Source organism: Tenacibaculum aestuarii, from assembly GCF_964510395.1.
In the GTDB taxonomy this organism is placed as follows: domain Bacteria; phylum Bacteroidota; class Bacteroidia; order Flavobacteriales; family Flavobacteriaceae; genus Polaribacter; species Polaribacter aestuarii.
In genome coordinates this window covers 485,841-511,603 of the sequence record NZ_CAZEFY010000003.1, presented here as the reverse complement: position 1 = coordinate 511,603, position 25,763 = coordinate 485,841, and the positions used below count along the sequence as shown (strand labels likewise).

General features: G+C 31.3%; 29 protein-coding genes and 1 pseudogene. 24 read left to right on the top strand and 6 right to left on the bottom strand.

Translation table 11 applies throughout. The annotated features are described in order from the left end of the window. The first annotated feature begins 80 nt into the window (after positions 1-80). The 3 genes from ACKTSU_RS08490 to ACKTSU_RS08480 all read left to right on the top strand — a co-directional run bounded on the left by ACKTSU_RS08490 (position 81) and on the right by ACKTSU_RS08480 (position 3,070). The gene (locus ACKTSU_RS08490; protein ID WP_408035957.1) at positions 81-608 is read left to right on the top strand and encodes a hypothetical protein; all 528 of its coding nucleotides are present in this window, start codon (positions 81-83) and stop codon (positions 606-608) included. Positions 609-856: 248 nt separating this feature from the next. Then, a complete protein-coding gene (locus tag ACKTSU_RS08485) occupies positions 857-2,323 on the top strand; it encodes a tetratricopeptide repeat-containing sensor histidine kinase (protein WP_408035956.1) in 1,467 nt (488 codons plus the stop codon). A gap of 3 nt (positions 2,324-2,326) precedes the next feature. Then, positions 2,327-3,070: a LytR/AlgR family response regulator transcription factor gene (locus ACKTSU_RS08480; protein WP_408035955.1), complete on the top strand. Its 744-nt coding sequence runs from the start codon at positions 2,327-2,329 to the stop codon at positions 3,068-3,070. On the opposite strand, the gene ACKTSU_RS08475 is transcribed toward ACKTSU_RS08480, so the two are convergent. Both ACKTSU_RS08475 and ACKTSU_RS08470 read right to left on the bottom strand, forming a co-directional pair. Continuing rightward, entirely contained in the window at positions 3,071-3,340 is a 270-nt protein-coding gene (locus ACKTSU_RS08475) for a hypothetical protein (RefSeq protein ID WP_408035953.1), read from the bottom strand. 258 nt (positions 3,341-3,598) lie between these two features. After that, a pseudogene (locus tag ACKTSU_RS08470) lies at positions 3,599-3,958 on the bottom strand (DUF1842 domain-containing protein); the annotation flags it as partial. Between the two features lie 316 nt (positions 3,959-4,274). On the opposite strand from ACKTSU_RS08470, the gene guaB reads away from it, so the two are divergent. After that, on the top strand, positions 4,275-5,750 hold the full coding sequence (gene guaB / locus ACKTSU_RS08465; RefSeq protein WP_408035952.1) for an IMP dehydrogenase: 1,476 nt from the start codon (positions 4,275-4,277) through the stop codon (positions 5,748-5,750). A gap of 82 nt (positions 5,751-5,832) precedes the next feature. On the opposite strand, the gene ACKTSU_RS08460 is transcribed toward guaB, so the two are convergent. Further along, the gene (locus ACKTSU_RS08460) at positions 5,833-6,600 is read right to left on the bottom strand and encodes a hypothetical protein (RefSeq protein WP_408035951.1); all 768 of its coding nucleotides are present in this window, start codon (positions 6,598-6,600) and stop codon (positions 5,833-5,835) included. Between the two features lie 372 nt (positions 6,601-6,972). On the opposite strand from ACKTSU_RS08460, the gene ACKTSU_RS08455 reads away from it, so the two are divergent. From ACKTSU_RS08455 to ACKTSU_RS08365, 19 genes are all read left to right on the top strand, one after another. Beyond that, the gene (locus ACKTSU_RS08455; protein WP_408035950.1) at positions 6,973-7,161 is read left to right on the top strand and encodes a hypothetical protein; all 189 of its coding nucleotides are present in this window, start codon (positions 6,973-6,975) and stop codon (positions 7,159-7,161) included. Between the two features lie 43 nt (positions 7,162-7,204). Continuing rightward, positions 7,205-8,947, top strand: a complete 1,743-nt coding sequence (locus ACKTSU_RS08450) for a tetratricopeptide repeat-containing sensor histidine kinase (RefSeq protein ID WP_408035949.1) — start codon at positions 7,205-7,207, stop codon at positions 8,945-8,947. A 2-nt stretch (positions 8,948-8,949) separates the two neighbouring features. Next, complete coding sequence (locus ACKTSU_RS08445; RefSeq protein WP_408035948.1) at positions 8,950-9,615, top strand: response regulator transcription factor; 666 nt, start codon at positions 8,950-8,952, stop codon at positions 9,613-9,615. A 99-nt stretch (positions 9,616-9,714) separates the two neighbouring features. Further along, entirely contained in the window at positions 9,715-9,864 is a 150-nt protein-coding gene (locus tag ACKTSU_RS08440) for a hypothetical protein (protein WP_408035947.1), read from the top strand. Positions 9,865-9,875: 11 nt separating this feature from the next. Further along, positions 9,876-10,655 carry a hypothetical protein gene (locus ACKTSU_RS08435; protein WP_408035946.1) on the top strand — a complete coding sequence of 260 codons (780 nt, stop codon included), beginning with the start codon at positions 9,876-9,878 and terminating at the stop codon, positions 10,653-10,655. Between the two features lie 151 nt (positions 10,656-10,806). Then, complete coding sequence (locus tag ACKTSU_RS08430; RefSeq protein ID WP_408035945.1) at positions 10,807-11,355, top strand: SH3 domain-containing protein; 549 nt, start codon at positions 10,807-10,809, stop codon at positions 11,353-11,355. Between the two features lie 95 nt (positions 11,356-11,450). Further along, a complete protein-coding gene (locus tag ACKTSU_RS08425) occupies positions 11,451-11,672 on the top strand; it encodes a hypothetical protein (RefSeq protein ID WP_408035944.1) in 222 nt (73 codons plus the stop codon). 7 nt (positions 11,673-11,679) lie between these two features. Next, positions 11,680-12,438 carry an ion transporter gene (locus ACKTSU_RS08420; protein WP_408035943.1) on the top strand — a complete coding sequence of 253 codons (759 nt, stop codon included), beginning with the start codon at positions 11,680-11,682 and terminating at the stop codon, positions 12,436-12,438. Further along, positions 12,438-12,686: a DUF4236 domain-containing protein gene (locus ACKTSU_RS08415; RefSeq protein WP_408035942.1), complete on the top strand. Its 249-nt coding sequence runs from the start codon at positions 12,438-12,440 to the stop codon at positions 12,684-12,686. Before ACKTSU_RS08420 ends, ACKTSU_RS08415 begins: the two co-directional genes overlap by 1 nt. Positions 12,687-12,713: 27 nt before the next feature. Next, positions 12,714-13,082 carry a DUF6804 family protein gene (locus ACKTSU_RS08410; protein ID WP_408035941.1) on the top strand — a complete coding sequence of 123 codons (369 nt, stop codon included), beginning with the start codon at positions 12,714-12,716 and terminating at the stop codon, positions 13,080-13,082. 6 nt (positions 13,083-13,088) lie between these two features. Then, positions 13,089-13,484, top strand: coding sequence for a hypothetical protein (locus ACKTSU_RS08405; protein ID WP_408035939.1), 396 nt, complete (start codon positions 13,089-13,091; stop codon positions 13,482-13,484). Between the two features lie 13 nt (positions 13,485-13,497). Further along, the gene (locus ACKTSU_RS08400) at positions 13,498-14,760 is read left to right on the top strand and encodes an ABC transporter permease (protein ID WP_408035938.1); all 1,263 of its coding nucleotides are present in this window, start codon (positions 13,498-13,500) and stop codon (positions 14,758-14,760) included. A 6-nt stretch (positions 14,761-14,766) separates the two neighbouring features. Continuing rightward, positions 14,767-15,681, top strand: a complete 915-nt coding sequence (locus ACKTSU_RS08395; protein ID WP_408035937.1) for a hypothetical protein — start codon at positions 14,767-14,769, stop codon at positions 15,679-15,681. Between the two features lie 3 nt (positions 15,682-15,684). Beyond that, entirely contained in the window at positions 15,685-15,888 is a 204-nt protein-coding gene (locus tag ACKTSU_RS08390) for a hypothetical protein (protein ID WP_408035936.1), read from the top strand. 31 nt (positions 15,889-15,919) lie between these two features. Next, positions 15,920-16,153 (top strand): hypothetical protein, encoded by a 234-nt coding sequence (locus tag ACKTSU_RS08385; RefSeq protein WP_408035935.1) that lies wholly within the window; start codon positions 15,920-15,922, stop codon positions 16,151-16,153. 91 nt (positions 16,154-16,244) lie between these two features. Beyond that, on the top strand, positions 16,245-18,101 hold the full coding sequence (locus tag ACKTSU_RS08380; RefSeq protein WP_408035934.1) for a DNA topoisomerase IV subunit B: 1,857 nt from the start codon (positions 16,245-16,247) through the stop codon (positions 18,099-18,101). A 1-nt stretch (position 18,102) separates the two neighbouring features. Next, complete coding sequence (locus ACKTSU_RS08375; RefSeq protein ID WP_408035932.1) at positions 18,103-18,297, top strand: hypothetical protein; 195 nt, start codon at positions 18,103-18,105, stop codon at positions 18,295-18,297. Positions 18,298-18,546: 249 nt separating this feature from the next. After that, positions 18,547-21,264, top strand: coding sequence for a DNA gyrase/topoisomerase IV subunit A (locus ACKTSU_RS08370; protein WP_408035931.1), 2,718 nt, complete (start codon positions 18,547-18,549; stop codon positions 21,262-21,264). Further along, positions 21,264-22,130 carry a mechanosensitive ion channel family protein gene (locus ACKTSU_RS08365; protein ID WP_408035930.1) on the top strand — a complete coding sequence of 289 codons (867 nt, stop codon included), beginning with the start codon at positions 21,264-21,266 and terminating at the stop codon, positions 22,128-22,130. Before ACKTSU_RS08370 ends, ACKTSU_RS08365 begins: the two co-directional genes overlap by 1 nt. A gap of 10 nt (positions 22,131-22,140) precedes the next feature. Here ACKTSU_RS08365 and ACKTSU_RS08360 read toward each other — a convergent pair whose 3' ends face one another. The 3 genes from ACKTSU_RS08360 to ACKTSU_RS08350 all read right to left on the bottom strand — a co-directional run bounded on the left by ACKTSU_RS08360 (position 22,141) and on the right by ACKTSU_RS08350 (position 24,288). Continuing rightward, complete coding sequence (locus ACKTSU_RS08360) at positions 22,141-23,106, bottom strand: hypothetical protein (RefSeq protein ID WP_408035929.1); 966 nt, start codon at positions 23,104-23,106, stop codon at positions 22,141-22,143. A 136-nt stretch (positions 23,107-23,242) separates the two neighbouring features. Continuing rightward, positions 23,243-23,554: a DUF6787 family protein gene (locus ACKTSU_RS08355; RefSeq protein WP_408035927.1), complete on the bottom strand. Its 312-nt coding sequence runs from the start codon at positions 23,552-23,554 to the stop codon at positions 23,243-23,245. Between the two features lie 83 nt (positions 23,555-23,637). Further along, positions 23,638-24,288: a DUF937 domain-containing protein gene (locus tag ACKTSU_RS08350; RefSeq protein ID WP_408035925.1), complete on the bottom strand. Its 651-nt coding sequence runs from the start codon at positions 24,286-24,288 to the stop codon at positions 23,638-23,640. A gap of 120 nt (positions 24,289-24,408) precedes the next feature. On the opposite strand from ACKTSU_RS08350, the gene ACKTSU_RS08345 reads away from it, so the two are divergent. Beyond that, positions 24,409-25,734 (top strand): dicarboxylate/amino acid:cation symporter, encoded by a 1,326-nt coding sequence (locus ACKTSU_RS08345; RefSeq protein ID WP_408035923.1) that lies wholly within the window; start codon positions 24,409-24,411, stop codon positions 25,732-25,734. Positions 25,735-25,763: the final 29 nt, after the last annotated feature.

Genomic DNA, 25,763 nt, shown 5'->3' with positions numbered 1-25,763 from the left:
TAAAAATTATTTTAAGTAGGTTTTCTATATAGTCTTTTTATTGTAATTTTAGCCAATAACCAAACTTAAATTATAAAAATATGGGAAACCCAGTAAACGTTAATGGAGTTACATTAACATTGAAAGATTTTAGAAAATTTGATACTAATATTAGTTCAGAAAATGTACCTAAAGGTCCTTTAGTTAATATATCTGGATTTGAAGGTAGTAATGAAACTCCTTTTACCGTAACAGTTTTAGCGTATTTACCAGACAACCCTTTACAACCAATTGAAAAGACAGATGGTTTACAGCTTCAAGGAAACGAAATCTATTTAAATTATTATGGGATTACACCAATCAAAATACTAAATAAAGATGGTGGTCATACTACAGTAAGCGGTAGAGATTTTAGAGTAGATTTTAATTGTAAAAAAGAAGCTAGCCACTTTGATTTATATTATTTACAGTTTACTTACCAGTTAGAAGCTGGGGCTGAATTAGCAGATATGATTTATGTTAGAGATAATAATACAAACCCAATTTTAGGAGATGTAAACGACGATCCTGTGACAGAAAGAGGTACAGTAACTACACCTGCTGAAACAGAACCACCAACAGAATTTTAATTTTGGGTAAATTAAGTTCCATCATAGGGGTAATTGCTTTGTTTTTCTTTCAAGTTAATGAACAGCCTACAAAGAAAAACAAAGTTTTTATTGAAAGAGGTTATTATATATGCCAAAAACATAAAAATGAAACTTTTTGTAAAGCTTTAAATTTTTATATAAAAAAAAAGTATGATTCTTGTTATGCTTACAGTAGTAAAGCTTTGTTATTGACAAATAAGGAGGAAGAGATTACTTATATTAATTTTATGCAAGCATATAGTGCTTATAAGAAAGGCTTTTATAAAAAGGCTTTGCAAAGTTTGCATTCTATTACTGATGATAAAGAGAATGTCTTAGAAAAACAAGTTTTATTAGGAAGTGTATACTTAAGTTTAAAAAAATATAATGAGTCAATAAATCATTATGAAAAAGCTTTAGAAGAAGGCCCTGAAGTTTTCAGAAAAAAAAATATTTATCATAATTTAGGGGTTAATTTCTTACAAAAAAAAGACTTCACTAAGGCTAATGAATATTTTGCAAGAGAACTTTCCTTAATAGAAAAAAGAGATACAGCAGCTATTATTAGAACAAAAATGGGTTTAGCTAATGTATATTATAATCAGTATATAGATGATAAAGCAATTCCGTTATTTAAGGAAGCTTATGAATTATCAAAATTATATTCAGATATAAGGTTAAAGCAAAACTCAGCAAGAAACATGGCAGTTGTAGAGAAAAATAGAAAAAACTACCAAAAAAGTGTAGAGTATTACATGGAGTATGGTCGTTGGAAAGATTCTATTTGGAACCGTGATAAAATTTGGGAACTTACTGAAAAAGACAAGCAATTAGCCGTAGCACAGAAGCAACAAGAAATAGCATTACAAGATGAACAACTAAAGCGTCAAGCAGTGGTACAAAAGAGTTTAGCAATAGGAGCTTCTGGTTTATTAGTTTTTCTCGGGTTTTTAGGGTATTTTTATAGAGAGTTAAAAAGTAAAAATAAGTTTATAACTCAACAAAAGGAGGAGTTAAATGTAGCTAATAAAACAAAAGACTATTTGTTCTCTGTAGTATCTCACGATTTACGTTCACCAATTAACACAATTAAGCGACAACACGAAAAGCTAAAACGACAGTTAAAAAACAAAGAATACGATGCAGTAAGTGAAACTACAAATAATGCAATTGCATTAACTGAAAGTACAAGTCACTTATTAAATAACGTATTACATTGGTCGTTAGAGCAAAACAATCAGTTATCGTTTAAAGTAGAAGAATATCCTTTAAAACCTTTAGTTGAGCAAGCTGTTTATAACTTTGAAGAAATCGCTGAAGCTAAGAATATTGTGTTAACGACAATGTTAGAGGCTGCTATTTTAGTAAAAGCAGATAAGGAATCCCTAAAAATAGTATTGAGAAACTTGTTAGATAATGCACTAAAATACACAGGAGAAAACGGTAAAATAGCAATAAAAACCTATAAAGACTCTGAAGAATTTAGTACAATTGAAATTAAAGACACAGGTTTTGGAATTTCAGAAGAAAAACTAGCAAAAATAAAAGGATTAGAAGATTTAAGTATTGATAAAATTAACAGATCTGAAGGGGTAGGTTTAGGTATGTTACTGTGTCAAACACTTATAAAAAAGAATAACGGAAAATTACTCATAGATAGTGAGTTGAATGTGGGGACTACTATACGAATTTTGTTACCCAATGCAAGTGCATAAATTATGAAAAAACTACAATTATTATTGTTAGAAGATTCAGAAGAAGAAGCCTTAGAGCTTTCTTCTTTTTTAGAAGATAATGACTATGAAATATCATTAGCAAAAAATGCTGTAGAAGCAGAAAAGCTAATTAGAAATCGCTTTTTTGATGTTATCATATTAGATATTATGATTAATGGAAAACCAGATGGTATTTCGTTAGCACACCGTTTGAATAAAGAAGGAATAAATGTGCCTTTTCTATTCTTAACAAGTATGCAAGGAAGAGAAGTTTTTGATGAAGCAAAACTAACCAATCCATTAGTATATCTTTTAAAACCATATAACAAATTAGAATTGCTATTCTCTTTAGAGTTAGCAATTGAATCATGCTATCAACAAAGCAATAGTATAAGTTTAGCATCAGATAATGCGGTATTAAGCCCTGCTTTTTTGTTTATTAAGAAAAAAAGAAGTGTGGTTAAAGTAGATGTTTCCTCTATTAATTATGTAGAGGTAAAAGAAAAGTACTGTAGTCTAATTTGCGATTCAGGAAACTATCTTATAAAGTTATCACTAACTAAGTTGAAAGATATGTTGTCTAATCCAGATTTTAAGCAAGTACATAGAAATTACTTAGTAAATGTTAAGAAAATAAAAGAGATTTATTTTGAAGATAATCTTATAGTTTTAGATAGTGGAGAAAAAATTCTTTTTAGTGAGCGTTATAAAAATGCTTTTATAAAAGACAACACAATTTTTAGATAGTTATACAATTCTAGCAGCTAAACTTATTAAAAAGCCAAAGCCATTTTCGATATTAGAAATAGCTTTGGCTTTTTCATTGGTACTCATAGTAGCGTCATCAATTAGTTTAAGAGTTTTAACAATATTTGTATTGGTAATTTTACATTCTTTAGTTATATCGTTAATTTTAGTAGGATTTAAATTAGTAAGAAAAGCTAATTGCTTATTAAATTCTTTATTAGTTTGCGATACTGCCTGTTTTGCTAGCTCATTCCAGTTTATAGTGTTCATATATGTTTTATATTAATTACTTTTTCAATTTATAGTAGTTTGCTAAAATTCTTCTCATAGCAGAGAGTAGTCAAAATTAATAAGGTTGTGTATTTGGATAATGGATTTTTCCCTAAACGTAAAAAAGTTGATTATCAACGCGTGATTTTTTTAGGTAAAAAACAGCAAGAAAAACTAGAGAAAATGAAACAAAGTCGCCCTTTTAAAGAGCGACTTTGTCAAAGTAGTGGTTAGTATACTAAGTTTGGTTAGAAGATCTTAATTGTCTGATTTTACAGGAACATCATTAACTTCATTATTTCCATAAGTAAATCCACCTGTACCATTCCAATCGTTATCAATATCCATATAGGCAGAAAATTTCTCTAAATAACTTCCTATTGCAGGAGGTGGAACTGAAACTACGTATTCACCAGTTAAGTTTACAATTTTTGTAACTTTACCATAACCAGTTGCACGAATATTACCTGTAACGTGTATGCTAATAGGTTTTGCATTAATTGCTTGAGTTATTTCTACCATTCCAGAAACTGAATTTGATACGGGAGAAACTACTAATGAAAAATGTGCAATAGGTGCTCCTGGCATACCAACGTTTCCTATAGTTCCTTTAGTTAAATATGCACCAACTAAAGTTGATTTAGCTGTGTCTTGTGTTGCTGTACTTTAAGGTTTCTTACTCTTTTTTATATGTTAATTAATTTTTTTAGTAGCTACTGTTAAGAAATTTCATTATCGAAATTACAAATCAATTATAATCAGCAAGAAAAAAAATCCTTAGGCGTAAAGAATAGAAGAATGAATGTTGGTTATTATATGGTGGGAACTATTTCAAATTAAAATTAACTACTTAACTTAAACTTAAAGATTATATTTATATAATTTGTAGTATATTTGCATGCAATTAATTAACAACACACTAAATTGATTGCATATGCAAGCTCATCAATCTAAAATACTAGGTGAAGGATTAACGTATGATGACGTTTTATTAGTTCCTGCCTACTCAGAAGTACTTCCAAGAGAAGTTTCAATCCAAACAAAATTTACAAGAAACATAACAATCAATGTTCCTATAGTGTCTGCAGCAATGGATACTGTAACTGAATCTGCCATGGCAATTGCTATTGCAAGAGAAGGAGGGATAGGAGTGTTGCATAAAAACATGACAATTGAGCAACAAGCTCTTGAAGTTCGTAAGGTTAAACGTGCAGAAAGTGGTATGATTATCGATCCGATTACCTTATCATTAACTTCAATTGTGTTAGATGCTAAGCAAGCAATGCGTGAGCATAAAATTGGTGGAATTCCAATTGTTGACGAAGCAGGAAAGCTAGTAGGAATCGTAACTAACCGTGACTTACGTTTCGAAAAAAACAACGAACGTCCTATCGTAGAGGTAATGACCTCGGAAAATTTAGTAACTGTTGCTGAAGGAACTTCGTTAAAAGATGCAGAAGTAATTTTACAAGAAAATAAAATTGAAAAATTACCAGTTGTTAATGATGATGATAAATTAGTAGGGTTAATTACCTTTAGAGATATTACCAAGTTAACACAAAAACCAATTGCTAATAAAGATTCTTACGGACGTTTACGTGTAGCTGCTGCATTAGGAGTAACTCACGATGCTGTTGATAGAGCAGAAGCATTGGTAAATGCAGGAGTAGATGCTGTAATTATTGATACAGCTCACGGACATACGAAAGGAGTGGTTTCTGTATTAAAAGAAGTAAAAGCTAAATTCCCAACATTAGATGTTGTTGTAGGTAATATAGCAACACCAGAAGCAGCTAAATATTTAGTTGAAGCCGGAGCAGATGCAGTAAAAGTAGGAATCGGACCAGGATCAATTTGTACTACTCGTGTAGTGGCAGGTGTAGGTTTTCCTCAGTTTTCAGCAGTGTTAGAAGTTGCAGAAGCTATTAAGGGAAGTGGAGTTCCTGTAATTGCAGACGGAGGTATTCGTTATACAGGTGATATTCCTAAAGCAATCGCAGCAGGAGCGGATAGTGTAATGTTAGGTTCATTATTAGCAGGAACTAAAGAATCTCCAGGGGAAACTATTATTTACGACGGAAGAAAATTTAAGTCGTATCGTGGAATGGGATCTGTTGAAGCGATGAAGCAAGGTTCAAAAGATCGTTATTTCCAAGATGTAGAAGATGATATCAAGAAGTTAGTTCCAGAAGGAATTGTAGGACGTGTACCATACAAAGGGGAGTTACAAGAAAGTATTCACCAATTTGTTGGAGGTTTACGTGCAGGAATGGGATACTGTGGAGCAAAAGATGTTGAAACTTTAAAAGAAACAGGAAAATTTGTTCGCATTACCGCAAGTGGAATTAACGAGAGTCATCCACACGATGTAGCAATTACTAAAGAAGCACCTAACTATAGTAGGCGATAGATTATAAAGTTATTGCGAATTCGATACTTTTGATGAAGTAATAAAAAAAACAAAAACGCCGTTAATATTTAATGGCGTTTTTTTATTCGTTTAATAAACCTTCGCTTTGTAAAATAGCCCTGGTTATTGGGGCTAATTCCTTCAAAGTTTCAGGGTGAATGCCTCTAGCTGTAAAAAACTCTCGTTTACCATCTTTATTACTTCCATACCAATAATTTGGCTTTCCGTTAGTGAAAAATTCCATATCCTTGGTAAGCGTTGCCTTTTTAAAAAGCCCAATATCTATGTTATATAATTCGTTTTTAATAGCTCCTTTAGTTGTACACGTTGTAGTTTCAAAATGATTTTTTTTCCAAATAATACAATCACTGTTTTCAAATAAAATATATTTATAAGTGAAAAGTAATACAAGCAAGAAAACACTTGATATAAAAAACTGTTTTTTAAATTTTAAAATAAAAGGAAAGATTTTTTCAGAAGTCTTTTTAGTGTTAGTTTTTAACTCTTTTTCGGCTGTTGGTTTTTCTCTAATGGTTGTTTTGTTATAACCTTTTGTGCTTGAGTTTTCTTCAAATGATTTTTTCTTGAAATCTTCAAAATCTTCAAAACCTAAGTATTCAGCTATGAAATTACGTTGATAATTATTAGGAGCTTTAACACTAACATCTTTTTTTTCTTCTATATATTTTTCATAGTAGCGTTTTGCTTTCCTTTCGCCTATATAATTCTCATCGTTATAATCTGCTTCTTGTAGTTCGTTTACCCAGAAGAGAGTTTTAGCATTTTTATTGGTTTTAAACTCTCTTTCTTCAATTGCATTAAAAAAATCGATAAACAGCTGTTTAATCATGATAGTTTGGTGTTTGGACAAATGTATCCAAAGTGGTTGCTTTTTGGTTACGGATATCCATAAAATAGACAATGCTATTTGGTTAAAAATTGACCAGGTTTTGACCAATAATACCCTAAAAAACCTTTCAATATTTGCATCAGAATTAATCGAGAAAGTAAAAAGAAAACAAATTGATTGGTTCTAATTAAAAGATAAAATATCGGTAGAATTTCTTAGAAGGGAAGCTACTAAATACTACTGATATTCATCTTCACTTCCCGCGAAAGAGGCGTGCGACTCTTTTAAAAATTCTACACCCAACATGGTGTAACTGTACCTAAGCAAAGTGCTTGGACAGGATAAATTTTATCAATTTTTAAAAGAAAAAAAATGAACAAGGTTTTATTTATTATAACATTTTTAGTAGGTAATGGACTATATACATTAAATACAAATTCAACAACTGTAGTACCGCAAACAAACTCTACAGAGACAACAACAAGTGATACAGGTGGAGGAACTCTTGGGGGAAATGATTATGATCCAGATCCGGAACCAGAACCAGATGAGGATAATTAGTAAAGAAATTAATTTTGTATTTAAAAATTAATATTTTAGGAGGATGAAAAGAAACAAAATCATCCTCCTTTTTTTTACTTTTTTTTGCCTAATTACTTACGCTCAAGTAAAAGTAGATACCTTAAAAAGTAACGAGTTAATAAAAAGAACAAAAGAAAAATTGTATTTAAGTACTGGAGACGAAAAGTTAGCCAAAAAGTATTATCTAATAGGGTACAATTATAATTTATTGAATAATTCAGACAGTGCTTATAAGTATTTCTCAAAGTCAAAATTTCTTTATGAGTCATTAAATGACAGTTTAAATATAGCTTTAAAACTATTTAGTTTAGGTAAAATAGAATCTAAGAAAGAGTTATTTTTTAAAAGTGACTCTACTCTGGTTTCAGCTTTGAAATATTTAGGAAAAAGAAAAGACAATCATAAAATTACAGCTTCAGTCTATAATATATTGGGCATAAACTCTAATATGCAAGGTAACTACAGTCAAGCAATAAAATGGTATGATGATGCCTTAAAGTTAACAGTAGACTCAACAAGAACAGCCAGATACTTAAGTAATATTGGTAATAATTATATTCTCTTAGGGGAGTATAATAAATCGATAGAAATATATAATGAAATAGTGCAAAATGGCTTTTTAAACAAAATAGACTTAACTTTAAAAGGAAAAGTATTAGATAACTTTAATTATGTGAAATTCTTAAACAATGATAAAGTTAAAGAGTCTGATTTTCTTGAAACTCAAAGATTAAAAAAGACGATTAATGATATAGATGGTTTAATTACTAATTATAGCTATTTAAGTGATTTTTTTAGAGAAAAGAATATAACTAAATCTAAAAGTTATGCTAAAAAGATGTATGATTTGGCTGTGAAGTACAATCGATATAATGATAGGGTTATAGCGATTGATAAAATGTTAGCATTGGCAAATAAATCCGAATTACAAAGATTAGCAATAGAACGAAATAAAATAAAAGATAGCATAGTATTAGCTCATAAAAAAACTGCTAACAAGTTTGCAAAAAATATATATAACTACGAAGAAGAAAAAAAACAAAAACTTGAAGCTAGAGCGCAGTTAGCAGAGTCAACCCTTAGTTTAGAAAAACAAAAATCACAAAAACAACTGTGGATTTTTGTAGTTATTCTGACCATTCTATCCTCAATAGTCTATTTCATTTATAAAAGAGAAAAAAATAAAAAAGAAAAAGCCATAGAAGTCTATAAAACAGAAACTCGCTTAGCTAAAAAAATACATGATGAACTAGCAAACGATGTTTATGCTGTGATGAGTACATTGCAAAACAACCAAACAACCGACTTTAATTTACTTGATAGAGTAGGAAAAATATATGCTCAAACAAGAGATATTTCCCATGAAAACAGTCCTGTACTTACAGGAGAGCAATTTGAGAACTTCTTAAAACAACTATTTTTAGACTTTACGAACGATCGAAGTAAAGTAATCCATAAAGGGTTGCAAGAAGTAAACATAAGCGAGTTAGCCAAAGAAAAACAAATAGTAGTGTATAGAGCCTTACAAGAGTTGTTGGTAAACATGAAAAAATATAGCGAAGCAACTTTGATACTCATAACTTTTTCAGTAGAAAAAAACAAACTATCAGTAGCATATCAAGATAACGGAGTAGGAACTGAAAGTATTAAAATAAAAAATGGGTTACAAAATATGGAAACCCGTATAAAATCAATAGGAGGTTTGGTTACTTTTGAATCAAAACAAGAAAAAGGATTTCAAGCAAAGTTTCAATTTAAAAAGTAGTTATGTTTCAAAAAGTATTAATAGCTGAAGATGCCGACTTTATGTCAAGTGGAATTAAAGCAGCTTTAAAAGATATGCAGATTCCAATAGTAGAATATGCTCAATATTGTGACGAAGCTTTTTTAAAACTCAAAAAAGCCTGGTTAGATAATGAACCGTTCGATTTATTAGTAAGCGATTTATCATTTAAAGATAATATCAATCCTCAGCGATTGCAATCAGGAGAAGCATTAATTACCGAAGCTAAAAAACTGCAACCTACCTTAAAAACGGTAGTGTTTTCTGTAGAAGACAAACCATACAGAGTACAACAATTATGTAATGAGTTAGAAGTAGATGCTTATGTATGGAAATCAAATCACGGACAAATGGAGTTGAAGAAAGCAGTACAAAATGTGTTTAACGGTGAGTTTTTTATTACACCGCAATTGGCACATGCATTACGAGATAAAGAATCTTTTGAAGTTACAGACTACGACGTGTTTTTATTGAAACATTTAGCAGAGGGTTTAGATCAAAAAGAAATTAGTGAAGCATTAAAAAACAAAGAGATAAAACCAAGTAGTGTAAGTTCTGTAGAAAAACGCTTAAAGCTGTTAAAAGAAAATTTTAATGCCAATAACCCTACACAATTGATTGCCATTACTAAAGATTTTGGATTGATTTAAAAGAACAGAAAATATTTTTTACAACCCTACGGATTCCCGTAGGGTTTTGTGTTTTTATCAAGGTAGGTTTGTAATGATACTAACCAAAAACATATAGATATGGCAGTAAAGCACACAGAAACGAAAGAAATTCACAAAGGAAGTAAAGGAGGAGTAACAGGTTGTGGTTTTGATACAACAGTAAACCCAGAAAATTGGGTAAATACTAGTGAAAGCATCACTTGTGATAAAGATGGATGTAAAAATTAATAGCTATTGAGATGAGTTTTTTAAAGAGTGCAGTAAATCAAGTAGGTAGAGATATGGGAAAGGTTATTAGTAATCAAATATTTGATTCTAGTCACTCAACACCTTATCGTAGAGTTTTGTCAAATAATACCGACACAAGAACGAGAGGAACCTTTCAAACAGATTTTGAAAAAGCGATTAATTTTCAAATAGGGCACAGACCAAGTACATTAATATCTAAAATATCAGGAGTGTATGTTGTCATTAAAAATGAAGCAAATAGATATATTTCTGATGGTTATTTAGACACATCCGAGTCAAATGAATTATTTTATATGATGAATCAATTTAATAACAAAGTTGATGACATTTGTGATATTCTTGATATAGATGAAGTAAGTTACAAAAATGAGATAAATCAATTAAAAGCATTAGTAGATAAAATGAATAATTTATTTAATGAAATTTTAAGTATATCTGCTATAGGCTGTAGAGAAAGAGAAAAAGAGCATAAAATAGAAGCAAAAAATGTGAAAAGTATTACTTTTTTAGAGTATTTGGGGTTTAACATGATATGGATGGGGAATTATGCGAGAGGTAAAGAAAAATCCATTCTTAATACTGTATTAGCTAACATAGCAGACTTAGTAACAGTTACATTCCCTTTTACAAGAACATATCTTTTTTTTAAAGGAGTATTTACATATTCAAAGGAAAATAAGAGAAGAAATACATTGAAAAATGCCCATATTAAATTAGCCGAATTAGAAGGTAAGAGAGCAGAGACTTATTTAAGTATCAGTAATAAGTAACTTTAATAGCTAGAGGATGCTTTAGAAAAGATTTAATGAGAAGGAATCGATTTTTGTGAAGAGAATGAAGATTAAATCCTACGGATTTCCGTAGGGTTTTATGTTTTACAATAATTAGATTTGAGACTATAGAAACATAAACAAAGTATGAATGAAAATAAAAAACCAATTATTAGGAGTAGGAGTGATATTAGTAGTTATTCTTACATTAGGATTTGCTAAATACCCCACAACCAAAGAATCTTTAAAGAATGTAAGTATTTTAGGGTGCTATGTAGATACAGAAGCCAGATGTACGGGGTCTGCATACTGTAGGGCATGTAAAAATTGCAGTAGGTGCAAGCATTGTAGTGGAGGTGGGTCATGTGGGGTTTGTGCTCGAGGGAAACAAACAAGAAATTATACCAATTCATATAAGAGTGATAGAAAAACTCAACAAACTAAGAAAACTGTTTTTAATGGAAGCACTAGTACTACATCATTAGAAAAGCCTAATAACTTAAAAACATTGCTAGTAAATAAAAAAAATCTTAATGTAAGGAGTGGTCCAGATATATCATATTATATAATTCAACAACTGGAATTTGGAGAAAAATTAAGTCTAATATCCACGCATGGTAAATGGATTAAAATTAAAGTAAAGAAAACTAAGGTAGTGGGATTTGTACATCAGAGTGAAGTTCTTTTGCTGGAAGATTAAAAGAATATTTAGATCTAATTTTTAACCTTACGGATTTCCGTAAGGTTTTGTTTTTTAGGGAGTTTAGATTTGGGGTATAACCAAACTAAAACATAATGATAAAAAAAATACAAATTGTAGGTCTCTTTTTTATTTCAGTATTATTAACAGAATGTTCTACCGATACGGATGGAATAGAAGAGCAAGAAACAAAAACAGAATGGAAATGTGGGTTTCATAACGAAAAGCAGTTATGGACAGGACCCAAAGGTGGATGTTATTACTATAACAGTAACGGAAATAAAACATACGTAGACAGATCAGAATGTAATTGTTAAATGAGCTATGAGTACAAGAGCATTAAAAGTATTCAATTACAACCTGTTTTTATCAAGGTTTATTTATGGTTTAATCATTATAAATATAATCTGTTTAATACTAGAGTCTTTTAAAACTTTAAGAGTTAACTATACACAGTTCTTTCAGTTTATAGAAGGATTCTCCATTCTAGTTTTCTCAATAGAATTTATAACAAGAATTGTAATTGCAGAAAAACAAGATAAAAGAGGGTGGAGATCCTACGTGTTTTCTGGTTACGGGATTTTAGACTTATTGTCAATATTGCCTTTTTATTTACCACTAATTTTTCCGTTTGATTTACGAGTATTAAGAGTGTTAAGGCTGTTAAGGTTAGTGCGAATATTTAAATTAGGTAGGTATTCGAAATCTTTTAAAACAATCAATTTAATACTAAAAGAAACCAAGCCAGAACTTTTAATAACAGCATTTATAGCATTGATATTAGTAATGCTCTCGTCTACCTTAATTTTTTACGCGGAAAACGAAGCACAACCAGATAAGTTTTCAAGTATCATAGAAGCCTTTTGGTGGTCGTTAGGAACGCTTACCACTGTAGGAGTAGCAGATATGTATCCTGTAACTCCCTTAGGGAAATTCTTTAGCGCTTTAATAGGAGTTATAGGAATTGGTTTTGTGGCATTACCCACAGGAATTATTAGTTCAGCTTTAATAGATAAAGTAAAAGAAGAAAAGAGTAACTGTAGTAACTGCCCTAATTGTGGGGTAAGAATAGATAAGAACTAATGGGATTTCAATTTTACAGACGAATAAAACTAGGGAAAGGTTTTGGACTGAATATTAGTAAATCGGGCATTTCTCCAAGTTTACGAACTAAAATAGGAGCAGTGAGTTCCAAAGGTTACTCTATAAGAACTGGGATAGAAGGGTTACAGTATAGAAAAAGGCACTCTAAAAAAGAAGGAATAGGCTGCCTAGGAATTGTCTTTTCCATAGTTAGTGTTTTTGTAGTACTGTTAATAAAAAGAAAGTAAATGTACTCGTAGTTAAACTATAATCGAATGAAAATAGGAATACAAAAAGCAGTAAATATTATTTGTGCTATCGCATTGTTTTTAGCAGTAACAGAATTACCAATTGAATATTACAATGTTTTAAGAGTAATTGTTTTTGCAGGATGCTTATTGGTAATTTTTAACCAAAAAATAAAGAAACATTGGAGGTTGTTATTTATACTGATAGCATTATTATTTAACCCCATATTCCCAATCTATTTATATGTAAAATCATATTGGGTTCTTTTTGATATTCTCTGCGGAATCTTATTTCTACTGCTCGTATTTTATGGGGATAGCTCAAGCATGAAAAAACAACGAACAATAAAAAAACAAGTGTCTAAAAATAAAGACATGTATAACGTTAAATATTAAAAAAAAATGAATGAAATAACTACCGAACTTAAAAGTCACTTTTTAAGATTGTACGAAATGGCTTTTGCTGACAATGATTTTGATGTGTTAGAAACACAAATGCTATACAAATTTGCAGAAGAGAGAAACATATCTAAACAAGAACTAGATAATATTTTACTATCAAACCAACAAGAAAGCTTAGTACCCGAAAGCTTGGAGCTTAAAGTTGAGTACTTATATGACTTAGCAGTAATGATTTGGGTAGATGGAAAAGTAACAGAAGATGAAATGATAACTCTAAAAAAGTATTGTTTAAAGTTCGGGTTTTTAGAAGAGAACCTAGAAGAATTGACTAGTTTTTTGATAGAGAATGCAAAAAAGCATACACCTAAAACAACATTGTTAAAACAACTAACCTAATCAACTAACAAATATGGAAGCCTTAAAAAAAATATTTACTACAAGGGAGAAAGACCCAGTAGAAGAAGTAGTAGTAAAGGAAGAAAAAAAAGATGTCAAACTAACTTTTTTTGAAAGTGGTTATGGATCATCAAAGCAAGCCTCAGGGAATCATAAAGTCTTTAGAGCTTGTTTGAATAACGTATACATGGATTATAAAAGAAAATGTGCAGAAGATGAAGATCTACAAAAAAAACTAAAAGACCCTCATGTACAAGAAAAAGGAAGAGAGGGAGTAGAGCTTAAAAAAAGACAAACAGCAAAGGCAATTTTAGAAGAAAGTATAAAAACTGATGAAGAAAGAATTGAAGAGTGCGAACATCAAATAGTTGAAGTTAGAGAAAATCCAGAGAAGTATGTAGAAGAAGTAGATAAAAAGCCAAAAGCCCAGTTTTATTTAGGGTTAATAGTACTTATTCCAATAACATTCTACTTGTTAGTTTTTTACATATCAGCCTCATATTCAGCTTTTTTTAAAGACTTTGAAAATAGCGAGTTATCAGCGGCAATTTTTGATGGAAAATCATTTTCTAAAGCTTTAGGACATGGAGTGTTAGAAGCGGTTTTTATAGCTACCATACCATTTGCTTTTATGGGGTTAGGGTATTTAATACATATGTTTCAAAAACATAAAAACTGGCTGTCTTATGTGAAAATAGGAGCATTATTTATTATCACTTTTATTTTTGATGCCATACTAGCGTACTTAATAGAAATGAAGATTTATGATTATAATAAAACACCAGATTCACCAGAGTTCGATTTGTCAATAGCCTTTAGTAAAGTGGAGTTTTGGGGAATCATCTTTGCAGGCTTTGTCGTATATATAATTTGGGGACTGGTGTTTGATTTTATTATGAAGGAATATGAGAACATTGATAAAATAAAAGCTTTTATAAGAAGTAAAAGAGAAACGATTGTTAACCTACAAAAATCAATAGCTGAAGCCATAGAAAAATTAAACGGTGTTAAAGAAGAAATCTCAGGAATAGAAGCAAGAATTGCAAATTTACAGAGAACAATTGATGGCTTTGTATTCCCTAACAAGCGCTACTTAACCTACCATGCAGAATATGTAAAAGGATGGTATTTAGCTATAACAGATAATTTTTTAGACTTAAAACGAAGAGATGAATTGCTTTCTAAATGTGATGAGGTAGAAAAAGAACATCTGACAAAATATGATTTAACAGATGAAAACACGGAAGGAATAATTTATAAATCTCAACTAAAGTAATGAAAAATGAAAACATATAAACTTATAATAATAGCTCTAGGCATTATACTTACCTACTCTTGTTCAAATAAAAAAGAGAAAGACCCAGTAGCAGAAGTATCAAAAGAAATAAGTAGTACAAGTAAAAAAAAGAGCAAAGAAAATTTAAATATTAGTATCGTATTAGATTTATCTGATAGAATAAATCCAAAGAAGTATCCAGAACCTTCAATGGAGTTTTATCAAAGAGATTTAGGTTATATCAAGTCCGTCGCGAAGACTTTTGAAAACCATATTAGAGGAAAGAGAATAAATAAAATTAACGATAAAATTCAATTGTTCGTTGAGCCTGCACCGTCAGATAGTGAATTAAATGATAAGATAGCAACACTCAAAACACAGTTTGATAAAACTAGTGTAACCAAAGAAGAAATTCTAAAAACCGCAAAGAAGTATACAGAGATATGTAATAATATTTATGAAACCGCTATTACAGATGATAAATATGTTGGGTCAGACATAAGAGGTTTCTTTAAAAATAAGATCCAAGATTATTGTGTGGAAGAAGGATATAAGAATGTGGTAGTGGTTTTAACAGATGGGTATGTGTACCATAAAGACAACCTTATAAGAGAACAAAACAGAACATCTTACTTAGTTCCTAAAACAATAAGAAACTTCAAACTAAATAAAGGTAATTGGAAAGAGGAGTTTCAATCAAAAGATTATGGTTTTTTACCTTTACATAAAAATTTAGAAAATGTTGAAGTATTAGTTTTGGGAGTAAATCCGAGCAAAATGAACCCTTATGAAGAAGATGTAATAAAAGAGTATTGGAAAAAATGGTTAACAGAAATGAATGTAAAGAAGTTTCAAATAAAAAGAGCTGATTTACCAATTTATATAAATGATGTTATTAATGATTTTATCCTTACCAACTAAACTATGTACCTAAAAACAATACTATTATTTTTATTAATAACTTTAACAGGAGCAAAAGTACCAAAAGAATTTAGTGCAAGAGTAATTGGGGCAGTAGATGGAGATACTGTAAAGGTATTATATCAAAACAAACCAATTCAAATTAGGAATTTGGTCACGACTAAAAGTAACAGCTCCTTGGGAATACAGAATGGCAAAAAAGAATAAAACTTTTGTTGAAAAATAAAAAATAAGATCAATGAAATACTTACTACTTATATTTGGAGTGTGTGCTTTAACCGCTTTTCAAGAAAAGAAAGAAGAAAACGTATTTATTTGTAAAAGTGTAGCAAGTGAACGTTATCATTTAAAGAAAACATGTAGGGGACTTTCTACTTGTAAAACAGAAATAAAAACGATTGTAAGGAAGAAAGCAGAAAGTTATGGTCGGACTCTGTGTAAAATAGAAGCGAAACAATTGCAAGGAAAATAACTTGAACTCTGTTAATAATTAAATTAACAGAGTTTTTTGTTTTTACGTTGTAAACACTATTTTAGCAAAGACTTCAATTTCCTTTATTTTTATGACTCAAGAAACAAAATATACCGAAGATAATATTCGCTCGCTCGATTGGAAAGAACATATCCGTATGCGTCCTGGGATGTATATTGGTAAATTAGGAGACGGTTCTTCACCCGATGATGGTATTTATATTTTGGTTAAAGAAGTGCTCGATAACTCTATTGATGAGTTTGTTATGGGTACAGGAAAAACGATTGAAGTTTCGGTACAAGGCGATAAAGTAATCGTGCGCGATTACGGTCGTGGTATTCCGTTAGGAAAAGTTGTCGATGTAGTATCGAAAATGAATACCGGAGGTAAGTACGATTCACGTGCCTTTAAAAAATCGGTAGGATTAAACGGAGTAGGTACCAAAGCTGTAAATGCCTTATCTACTTACTTCAGAGTTGAGTCTACTCGTGATGGTAAATCAGCCGCAGCAGAATTTGAAAAAGGAAATTTAACGAATGAAGAATTTCTTGATGAAACATCGCGTCGTAGAGGTACCAAAGTAACCTTTATTGCAGACGAAACCATTTTTAAGAACTACAAGTATCGTCCAGAGTATATTATAAAACTACTGAAAAACTATGTATATCTAAATCCAGGATTAACCATCGTTTTTAACGGTGAAAAGTTCTATTCAGAAAACGGATTAAAAGATTTATTGGAAGACAACAACAATCAAGATGATATGTTGTATCCGATAATTCATTTACGCGGTGATGATATTGAAATTGCGATGACACATAGTAAAACGCAATATTCAGAAGAGTATCACTCGTTTGTAAATGGTCAAAACACCACACAAGGTGGTACACACTTAAATGCTTTTAGAGAAGCAGTAGTAAAAACAGTACGTGAGTTCTTCGGAAAGAATTTTGATGCATCTGATGTTCGTAAATCTATCATCGCAGCGATTTCTGTTAAAGTGATGGAACCTGTTTTTGAAAGTCAGACGAAAACTAAATTAGGTTCAACTGAAATGGGAGGTGATTTACCAACCGTTCGTACCTATATCAACGATTTTGTAAAAACACAGTTAGATAACTTTTTACATAAGAATACCGAGATAGCCGATAAACTTCAAAGAAAGATACTACAAGCTGAGAAAGAGCGTAAAGAGTTATCAGGAATTCGAAAGTTAGCTCGTGAACGTGCAAAAAAAGCGAGTTTACATAACAAAAAGCTACGTGATTGTCGTATTCACTTTGGAGATACTAAAAAAGATGGATATTTAGATACAACCCTGTTTATTACCGAGGGAGATTCGGCAAGTGGATCGATAACCAAATCACGTAACGTAAATACGCAAGCAGTATTCAGTTTAAAAGGAAAACCCTTAAACTCGTACGGATTGTCTAAAAAAATTGTGTACGAAAATGAAGAGTTTAACTTGTTACAGGCTGCTTTAAATATTGAAGATGGACTAGAAGATTTACGTTACAACAACATTGTAATTGCTACCGATGCCGATGTAGATGGTATGCACATTCGCTTGTTATTAATTACCTTCTTTTTACAATTCTTCCCAGAAGTTATTAAAGAAGGGCATTTATATATTTTAGATACTCCGTTGTTTAGAGTTCGAAATAAGAAAGAAACGATTTATTGTTATTCAGAAGAAGAAAAACAAGCAGCGATTAATAAGCTAAGAGGAAAACCAGAAATAACTCGATTTAAAGGATTAGGGGAGATTTCTCCTAACGAATTTGTTCATTTTATAGGTGACGATATTCGTTTAGATCCTGTAATGTTAGATAAAGAAATGTCGATAGAACAAATGTTAGAGTTTTATATGGGGAAAAACACTCCAGACAGACAAAAGTTTATCATCAATAACCTAAAAGTAGAGTTAGACTTAGTAGAAGAAAATTAATATGAAAAAGTTAAGAATAGTAATTTTAATTGCAGCATTAATACTATTGGTTGTGAATGCTTTAGAAATCGATTTAGGTAAGTTAACTAATTTAGAGGTTAATTTAAATCCATATTTAGGTGCGTTATCAATGGCGTTAGTTTCACTATCAATGATACTATCAATCAAATCGTCTAAAAAAGTATCAGATAAATAAATTAGCTTGTAACTAAGAACAAGAAAAAATAATGGATAGAAATAGAAGAGCTAGAATATATTTATTAATAGCATTTTCAATTTTTTTTGTCAACGTATTTAATGTTGATTTTGATAATTTAAGTTGGGAGGCAAATAGGGCGTCTTATATCAATATGATAGTTGCAGCCTTAGTTTTTATAGCTATTTTTTTACTAATTAAGAAGAAACAAAAGAACTCTTAAACGAATAAACGTTTAAACATTCATATATGAGTGAAGAAAATAACAATTACGAACACGACGAAGAATTAAATCAACCACTAGAAAGTACTGAAACCATTACCAAGGTAACCGGTATGTACAAAGAATGGTTTTTAGATTATGCTTCGTATGTAATTTTAGAACGTGCTGTACCATCGATTGAAGACGGATTTAAACCCGTACAACGTCGTATTATGCATTCGATGAAAGATTTAGACGATGGTCGTTACAACAAAGTAGCGAACATTGTTGGGCATACCATGCAGTATCACCCGCATGGAGATGCTTCTATTGCCGATGCGATGGTGCAAATGGGGCAAAAAGAATTGCTGATTGATATGCAAGGTAACTGGGGTAATATCCTAACAGGAGACCGAGCTGCAGCTTCTCGTTATATCGAAGCACGTTTGTCTAAATTCGCTTTAGATGTTGTTTTTAATGCTAAAACTACCGAATGGCAAGCATCGTACGATGGTCGTAAAAAAGAACCAGTAAACTTACCAGTAAAGTTTCCATTGTTATTAGCACAAGGAGCAGAAGGTATTGCCGTTGGTTTATCAACGAAAATTCTTCCACATAATTTTAATGAGTTGATTGATGCTTCTATCAAATATTTAAAAGGAAGAAGTTTTACTATCGTTCCCGATTTCTTAACAGGAGGTATCGTAGATGTTACCGATTATAGAGATGGAAAAAGAGGAGGAAAAATCAGAGTACGTGCTAAAATATCAGCGCTCGATAAAAAAACACTGGTAATTACCGAAATTCCATTCGGAACTACTACATCATCTTTAATTGATAGTATCTTAAAAGCGAATGATAAAGGGAAGATTAAGATTAAAAAGATAGAAGATAATACTGCAGCTGAGGTAGAAATCTTAGTACATCTTCCACCTAATGTATCTCCAGATAAAACGATTGATGCTTTATATGCTTTTACCAGTTGTGAAAACTCAATATCACCACTGTGTTGTATTATTGAAGACAACAAACCTATTTTTATAGGAGTAAGTGAGATTTTAAGAAAATCAACAGACTTTACCGTTGAGTTATTGAAGCGTGAGTTAGAAATTCAATTACATGAGTTAGAAGAACAATGGCACTTTGCTTCGTTAGAGCGTATATTTATTGAGAATAGAATTTATCGTGATATTGAAGAAGTTGAAACTTGGGAAGGTGTAATTGAAGCTATTGATAAAGGGTTACAGCCGCATATCCAACATTTAAAACGTGAAGTAACTGAAGAAGATATCGTGCGTTTAACAGAAATCCGAATTAAAAAGATTTCTAAGTTTGACATTGACAAGGCGAAACAATTTATTGAAAGCTTAGAAGAAAAAATAGCGGAGGTAAAGAATTACTTGGCAAACCTTATCGATTTTGCGATTGACTATTTTAAAGAGTTAAAAAATAAATACGGTAAAGTAAAAGAACGTAAAACCGAAATCCGAATTTTTGATGATATCGTAGCTACTAAGGTAGTAATGCGTAACTCAAAGTTATATGTAAACAGAGAGGAAGGGTTTATAGGAACATCGTTGAAAAAAGACGAGTACGTTACTGATTGTGCGGATATTGATGATGTGATTGTGTTTAGAGAAGACGGTTCAATGATTGTAACTAAGGTTGATTCGAAGACTTTCGTAGGAAAAGGAATTATACACGTTGCAATTTTCAAAAAGAAAGATAAGCGTACTGTATATAACATGATTTATAGAGACGGAGCTAAAGGAGCTTCGTTTATGAAGCGTTTCAATGTAACTTCGGTAACACGTGATAAAGAGTACAATTTAGCAAATGACAATTCTAAATCGAAAGTTTTGTATTTCTCAGCAAACCCTAATGGTGAAGCAGAAGTAGTAACTATTCTACTAAGAGCTGTTGGGAGTATTAAAAAACTGAAGTGGGATATTGATTTTGCTGATTTAGCGATAAAAGGTCGTAGTGTTCGTGGTAACCAAGTAACTAAATATGCGATTAAAAAGGTAGAATTTAAAGAAGCAGGGGTATCTACTTTAAAACCACGTAAAATTTGGTTTGATGATACAGTTCAACGCTTAAATGTAGATGGAAGAGGTGAGTTGTTAGGAGAATTTAAAGCAGAAGATAAAATTTTAATAGCAACACAATCAGGAAAAATAAAAGCGGTAACTCCAGATTTGGCAATGCATTTCGAAGATGATATGATTGTTTTAGAAAAGTGGAAACCAAACAAACCGATTTCAGCAATTTATTTTGATGGTAATAAAGAGCGTTACTTTGTTAAGCGTTTTTTAATTGAAGCACCAGATAAAGAAGAAATTTTCATTTCAGAACATGAAAAATCGAAGTTACAAATCATAGTAACTGATTATCGTCCAGTAGCCGAGGTGATTTTCTCAAAGCGTAGTTTAGAGAATCTCGAGGTGAATTTTGAAGAGTTTATAGCTGTTAAAGGGATTAAAGCTTTAGGAAATCAGTTAACAGTTGAAAAAATAAGAACAGTTAATTTGTTAGAGTCACTTCCATATGAAGAACCTGAAGAAGAGAAAGTAGAAGATATTGAGGTAAACGAGGAGGAAGAAATAGTTGAGGTTGAAGAATCTTTGGCACTTGATGTAGATGTTCCTGAGGTTAAAAAAGAATTTGAAGAGTCGAAAGAAGATAAGGCCAAAAAAGCTTTAGAACGAGCACTTCAAAAAAAGAAAAAAAGCAAAGACGACGAAAGTCAAACTGCATTGTTTTAATGAGTGAATTAATACCATATCGTTTCAATTTAGATACTTTTTTTGGTGTTTTAGGCTATATTATAGTTGTTTTTCTAACCTCATGGCTTATATCCAGATTAGTTAGGGCAATTATTTGGCAATTAATTAAAAGCAAAAAAGAAGATCGTTTTGGTAGAACCAGTATTCAGTTTTTACGTAATTCGGTAACTTTTGTAATAGGTTTTTTAACTGTTATATATATTATTATGACAGTGCCTGCTTTTAGAAGCAAGGCAACGTTAATTTTTTCTGGAGCAGGTATTATTGCTGCGATTATAGGTTTTGCCGCACAAGCAGCGCTCTCTAATTTAATTGCAGGAGCTTTTATAGTTATTTTTCGTCCGTTTCGAGTAGGCGATTATATTAAGTTAGATGAAACACGTGTTGGAATTGTTGAAGATATTACGTTACGTCATACAGTAATTAATAATTTTGAGAATAAACGTTTAATTATACCTAACTCTGTAATAAGTACAGATTCTATTTTAAATCATACGATAGAAGATTCCCATATTCTAAGTTTTAATAATTTTAAATTAGGTTTAAAAGCGGATATAGATTTAGCGCGAAAGATTATACAAGAAGAAGCAGTAAAACTTCCAACGGTAATAGATTATCGCACGCCCGAGCAAGTAATGGCAGATGTAAATCAAGTAGATGTTCGTGTTATTGATATACATTCAGACCATATACACATGCGTGCTTACGTATGGTTAAATGAACCTTTTCAGGAGTTTAAAACAAAATGTAACTTAAAAGAAGCGGTACATAAACGTTTCCTAAAAGAAGGAGTAGATCTTCCTATTCCAATTAACATAAATGAAATAATTAACAAAGTAAACTAAGTTTACTTTGTTAATAGACTTCAAAAGTTATAAAAAGCTTTTTATCAGAAGGTTTAGGAACTTCAGAAATTAACCCATAAATACCTTTGTCTAGTATTGCTGTAAAGTAAGCTTTGCTTCCTGCAGGCATATCATTTACACCACCTAAGAAAACTACATCAGAAGGAGCAGGTTCTATTAATCCTTTTGGATCAGCCCAATTCATCCAGCTTTCTAAATTTTTAAGATCTGTTTTATTCTGAAGTTTTACCAAGTTAATGTCATGTCCAACAAAGTTCTCATACACAATTTGATCTTTAAAAAGAACAGAAAACGTACGTTTACCTGCAAAAATTGAATCTTTGAGTACAATTCCTTCTGTACTTGAAATGGTAACATCAACATCTGCTTCAGGTTCAGAATTTCCTGAGCTTTTATTAGAAACTACAAGATCTTTAACCATTCCCATAGAAGAGTGAAATACACCATTGCTCATTTTTACATAACATTCTAGCATGTAATTTCCAGGTTTTAAATGCAAGGTTGTTTGTGCAGTTTTTTCAGGAGAAATCAGTCCAGTGCCTCCTAAAAATAAAACTTGGTTAAACCATTCAGGTAAATTGGCAAATTCAGCATACCCTTCTTTAGTTTTGCCTTCATTGATTAGTTTCATTGCCTTATCAAAAACAGGAGCCACATATTCTTCGGCATCTTTAGAAGTTTTTCCTTCAGGATATTTGTCTACAAGAATAAAATGTGTTTGGGTAGATTTATTTATGTATTTGAAAGTATTCCAGCCAGAAGGAATAGTATCAGGCATTAAAAACTCCATGTTCTCTGTAATGATTGTAATAACATTTTTCTTTTTAACTTTCTGTTCCGTTGGAATAACAGTAGTGTCTGGGTTTTGTTTTTTATCTGATTTACAGGCATTGAATACTAATGTAAAACAACCGATTACTATAGGTAACAGTATTCCTTTTTTTAAAGTCTTCATACGAAATTAGGTTTTGTTAGTGATTCTATTAAAGAAAAGGGAACTAATAGAGGAGGTATTACAAATCTTATCGACGTACGAAGGTAAGAAATTATAAAAACAAAAATAAAGGTAAAAACCTGATTGTTAGGTTTTTTTAGTTGTGTTTCTTGAAAAGAAACCCTAATCCAAGTCGACTTAAAAACTTCTTTTCAAAGTCCCAGAAAAAATTAAATTGACCAAATAGCCAACCTAATAAGGGCAAAGTAGTTTGATAAATAGGAAAAATAAGTAAAATTCTTAAAGGATAATACAACCAAGGAGACATGGTTTCTGGCGATAACCCAAGTAAGCCAGTAATAGGCTTAGCTACCCAAGCAGCAAAAGAACCATTCATAGCAAATACAATAAAAATTGCAGCTAAAGACCAGTTATTGTCTACTCCCCAACGTTGTTTTAATTTTTCCATACTGTAATAATCGTGGCAAAAGTAATTAAAAGAAAAAGGGCAAACAAATGTTTGCCCTTTGATTCATCATTAAAAGAGAAAGTTTATTTTTTTCCAAAAACACCACCTAATAACCCGCCTAATAAACCACCTGATTTTTGTTGACTACCGCTAGCATTTCCTAATACCATTCCTGCTACATCATCAACAATACTACCGTCACCATCAGCATCTAAAATTTGTTCTAAGAAGCTTTGCTCTCTTTCGTTAGAGTTTCCTCCAAGCAAACCACCTAATAAACCACCTAAGTCACCAGCGTTATTAACATTGGTTTCACGTTTTTGTTTACCTAATAGGCCTAATAAGATTGGAGCAGCAGTTTTTAAGATGTTTGCTACAGCATTAGCATCAATACCTGCTTTTTGACCAATTACTTGTTCAACGCCTTGTTGTTTGTTTCCTAAAACATGTCCTAAAATTTTACTTCCATCTTGTAAAACGTCTGAATTTACACCGCCGTTAAATAAATCACCAAGATTATCTAAAATTCCTCCATCATGCTTGTTTAATGCGCTCATTAATCCTTCTGCACCTTCAGAAGAAGAAGCATTACGTTGCATAGCTTTCATTAAAACAGGCAAAGCCATTGTTAATACACTGTTTGTTTTATCAGTATCTTGACCAGTAGATCCTGCCACACCAGAAACAATTGTTTTACCTAAGTCGCTGTTTAATAAGTCTAAAATTCCTGCCATTTTTAATTTTATAAGGTTAGTACTAAGTTCTTAATTATTGAGACACAAGTTACAAATTAGAGGTCACTTTTTTTTAAATATTTCTTTTTACCTTACAGCCTCAAAAAACTAATAGATTACATGAAGAAACTTGCACTACACTGGCAAATTTTAATAGGAATGATTTTAGGAATTTTATTTGGTTTAGCGATGACTTTCGTTGAAGGAGGAGCGTCATTTGTAGCTGACTGGATAAAGCCTTTAGGGACCATTTTTGTAAAATTATTAAAATTAATAGCAGTTCCATTAATTATAGCGTCTTTAGTAAAAGGGATATCAGATTTAAAAGATATTTCTAAATTCAAAAATATAGGTTTACGCACTATATTAATATATATAGGTACTACGGTAATTGCAATTACTGTAGGACTAGTTTTAGTTAATGCTGTACAACCTGGAAATGGAATTTCTGAAGAGACTATAGCAAAACTAACAGAAACTTATGCGAATAGCGGAGGTGTACAATCAAAAATAGCGGAAGCAAGCAAGCAAAAAGCTAGTGGGCCTTTACAGTTTATTGTAGATATGGTTCCTGATAATGCAATGCAGGCAATGAGTAGCAACAAAGCAATGTTACAAGTAATTTTCTTTACTATTTTCTTAGGGATATCGATGTTATTGGTAGGAGAGAAGAAATCTAAACCACTAAAGAAGTTTTTCGATTCTTTAAATGAAGTTGTGCTAAAAATGGTCGATTTAATTATGTTAACTGCTCCATATGCAGTGTTTGCATTATTGGCTAATGTAGTAGTATCTTCAAATGATCCAGATTTATTATTAGCATTATTAAAATACGCATTAACTGTTGTAGGAGGATTATTGTTACTTGTTGTTTTCTATATGATTTTAATAAGTGTATTTGTAAAAAAGAATCCATTTTGGTTTTTACAACAAATTAGTCCAGCACAATTGTTAGCTTTTTCTACAAGTTCTAGTGCTGCAACGTTACCAGTAACAATGGAGCGTGTTGAAGAGCATGTAGGTGTAGATAAAGAAGTGTCGAGTTTTGTATTACCAGTAGGAGCTACTATTAACATGGATGGAACGAGTTTATATCAAGCAGTAGCTGCAGTATTTATTGCACAAGCACTGAGCTTTGATTTAACTTTTGGAGATCAATTAACCATTATATTAACGGCTTTATTGGCTTCTATAGGTTCTGCAGCAGTACCAGGAGCCGGTATGGTAATGCTAGTAATTGTATTAGAATCTGTAGGTTTTCCAGCAGATAAATTAGCAATTGGTTTAGCGTTAATTTTTGCTGTAGATAGACCTTTAGATATGTGTAGAACAGTAATTAATGTTACAGGAGATGCTACAGTATCTACTTTAGTAGCAAAATCTGTAGGGAAATTAGGGGAACCACATCCTAAAAATTGGGATGATCATTATGATGAAGTAAAGTAAATGCGAAGCATTGCTTATAGATATATTGA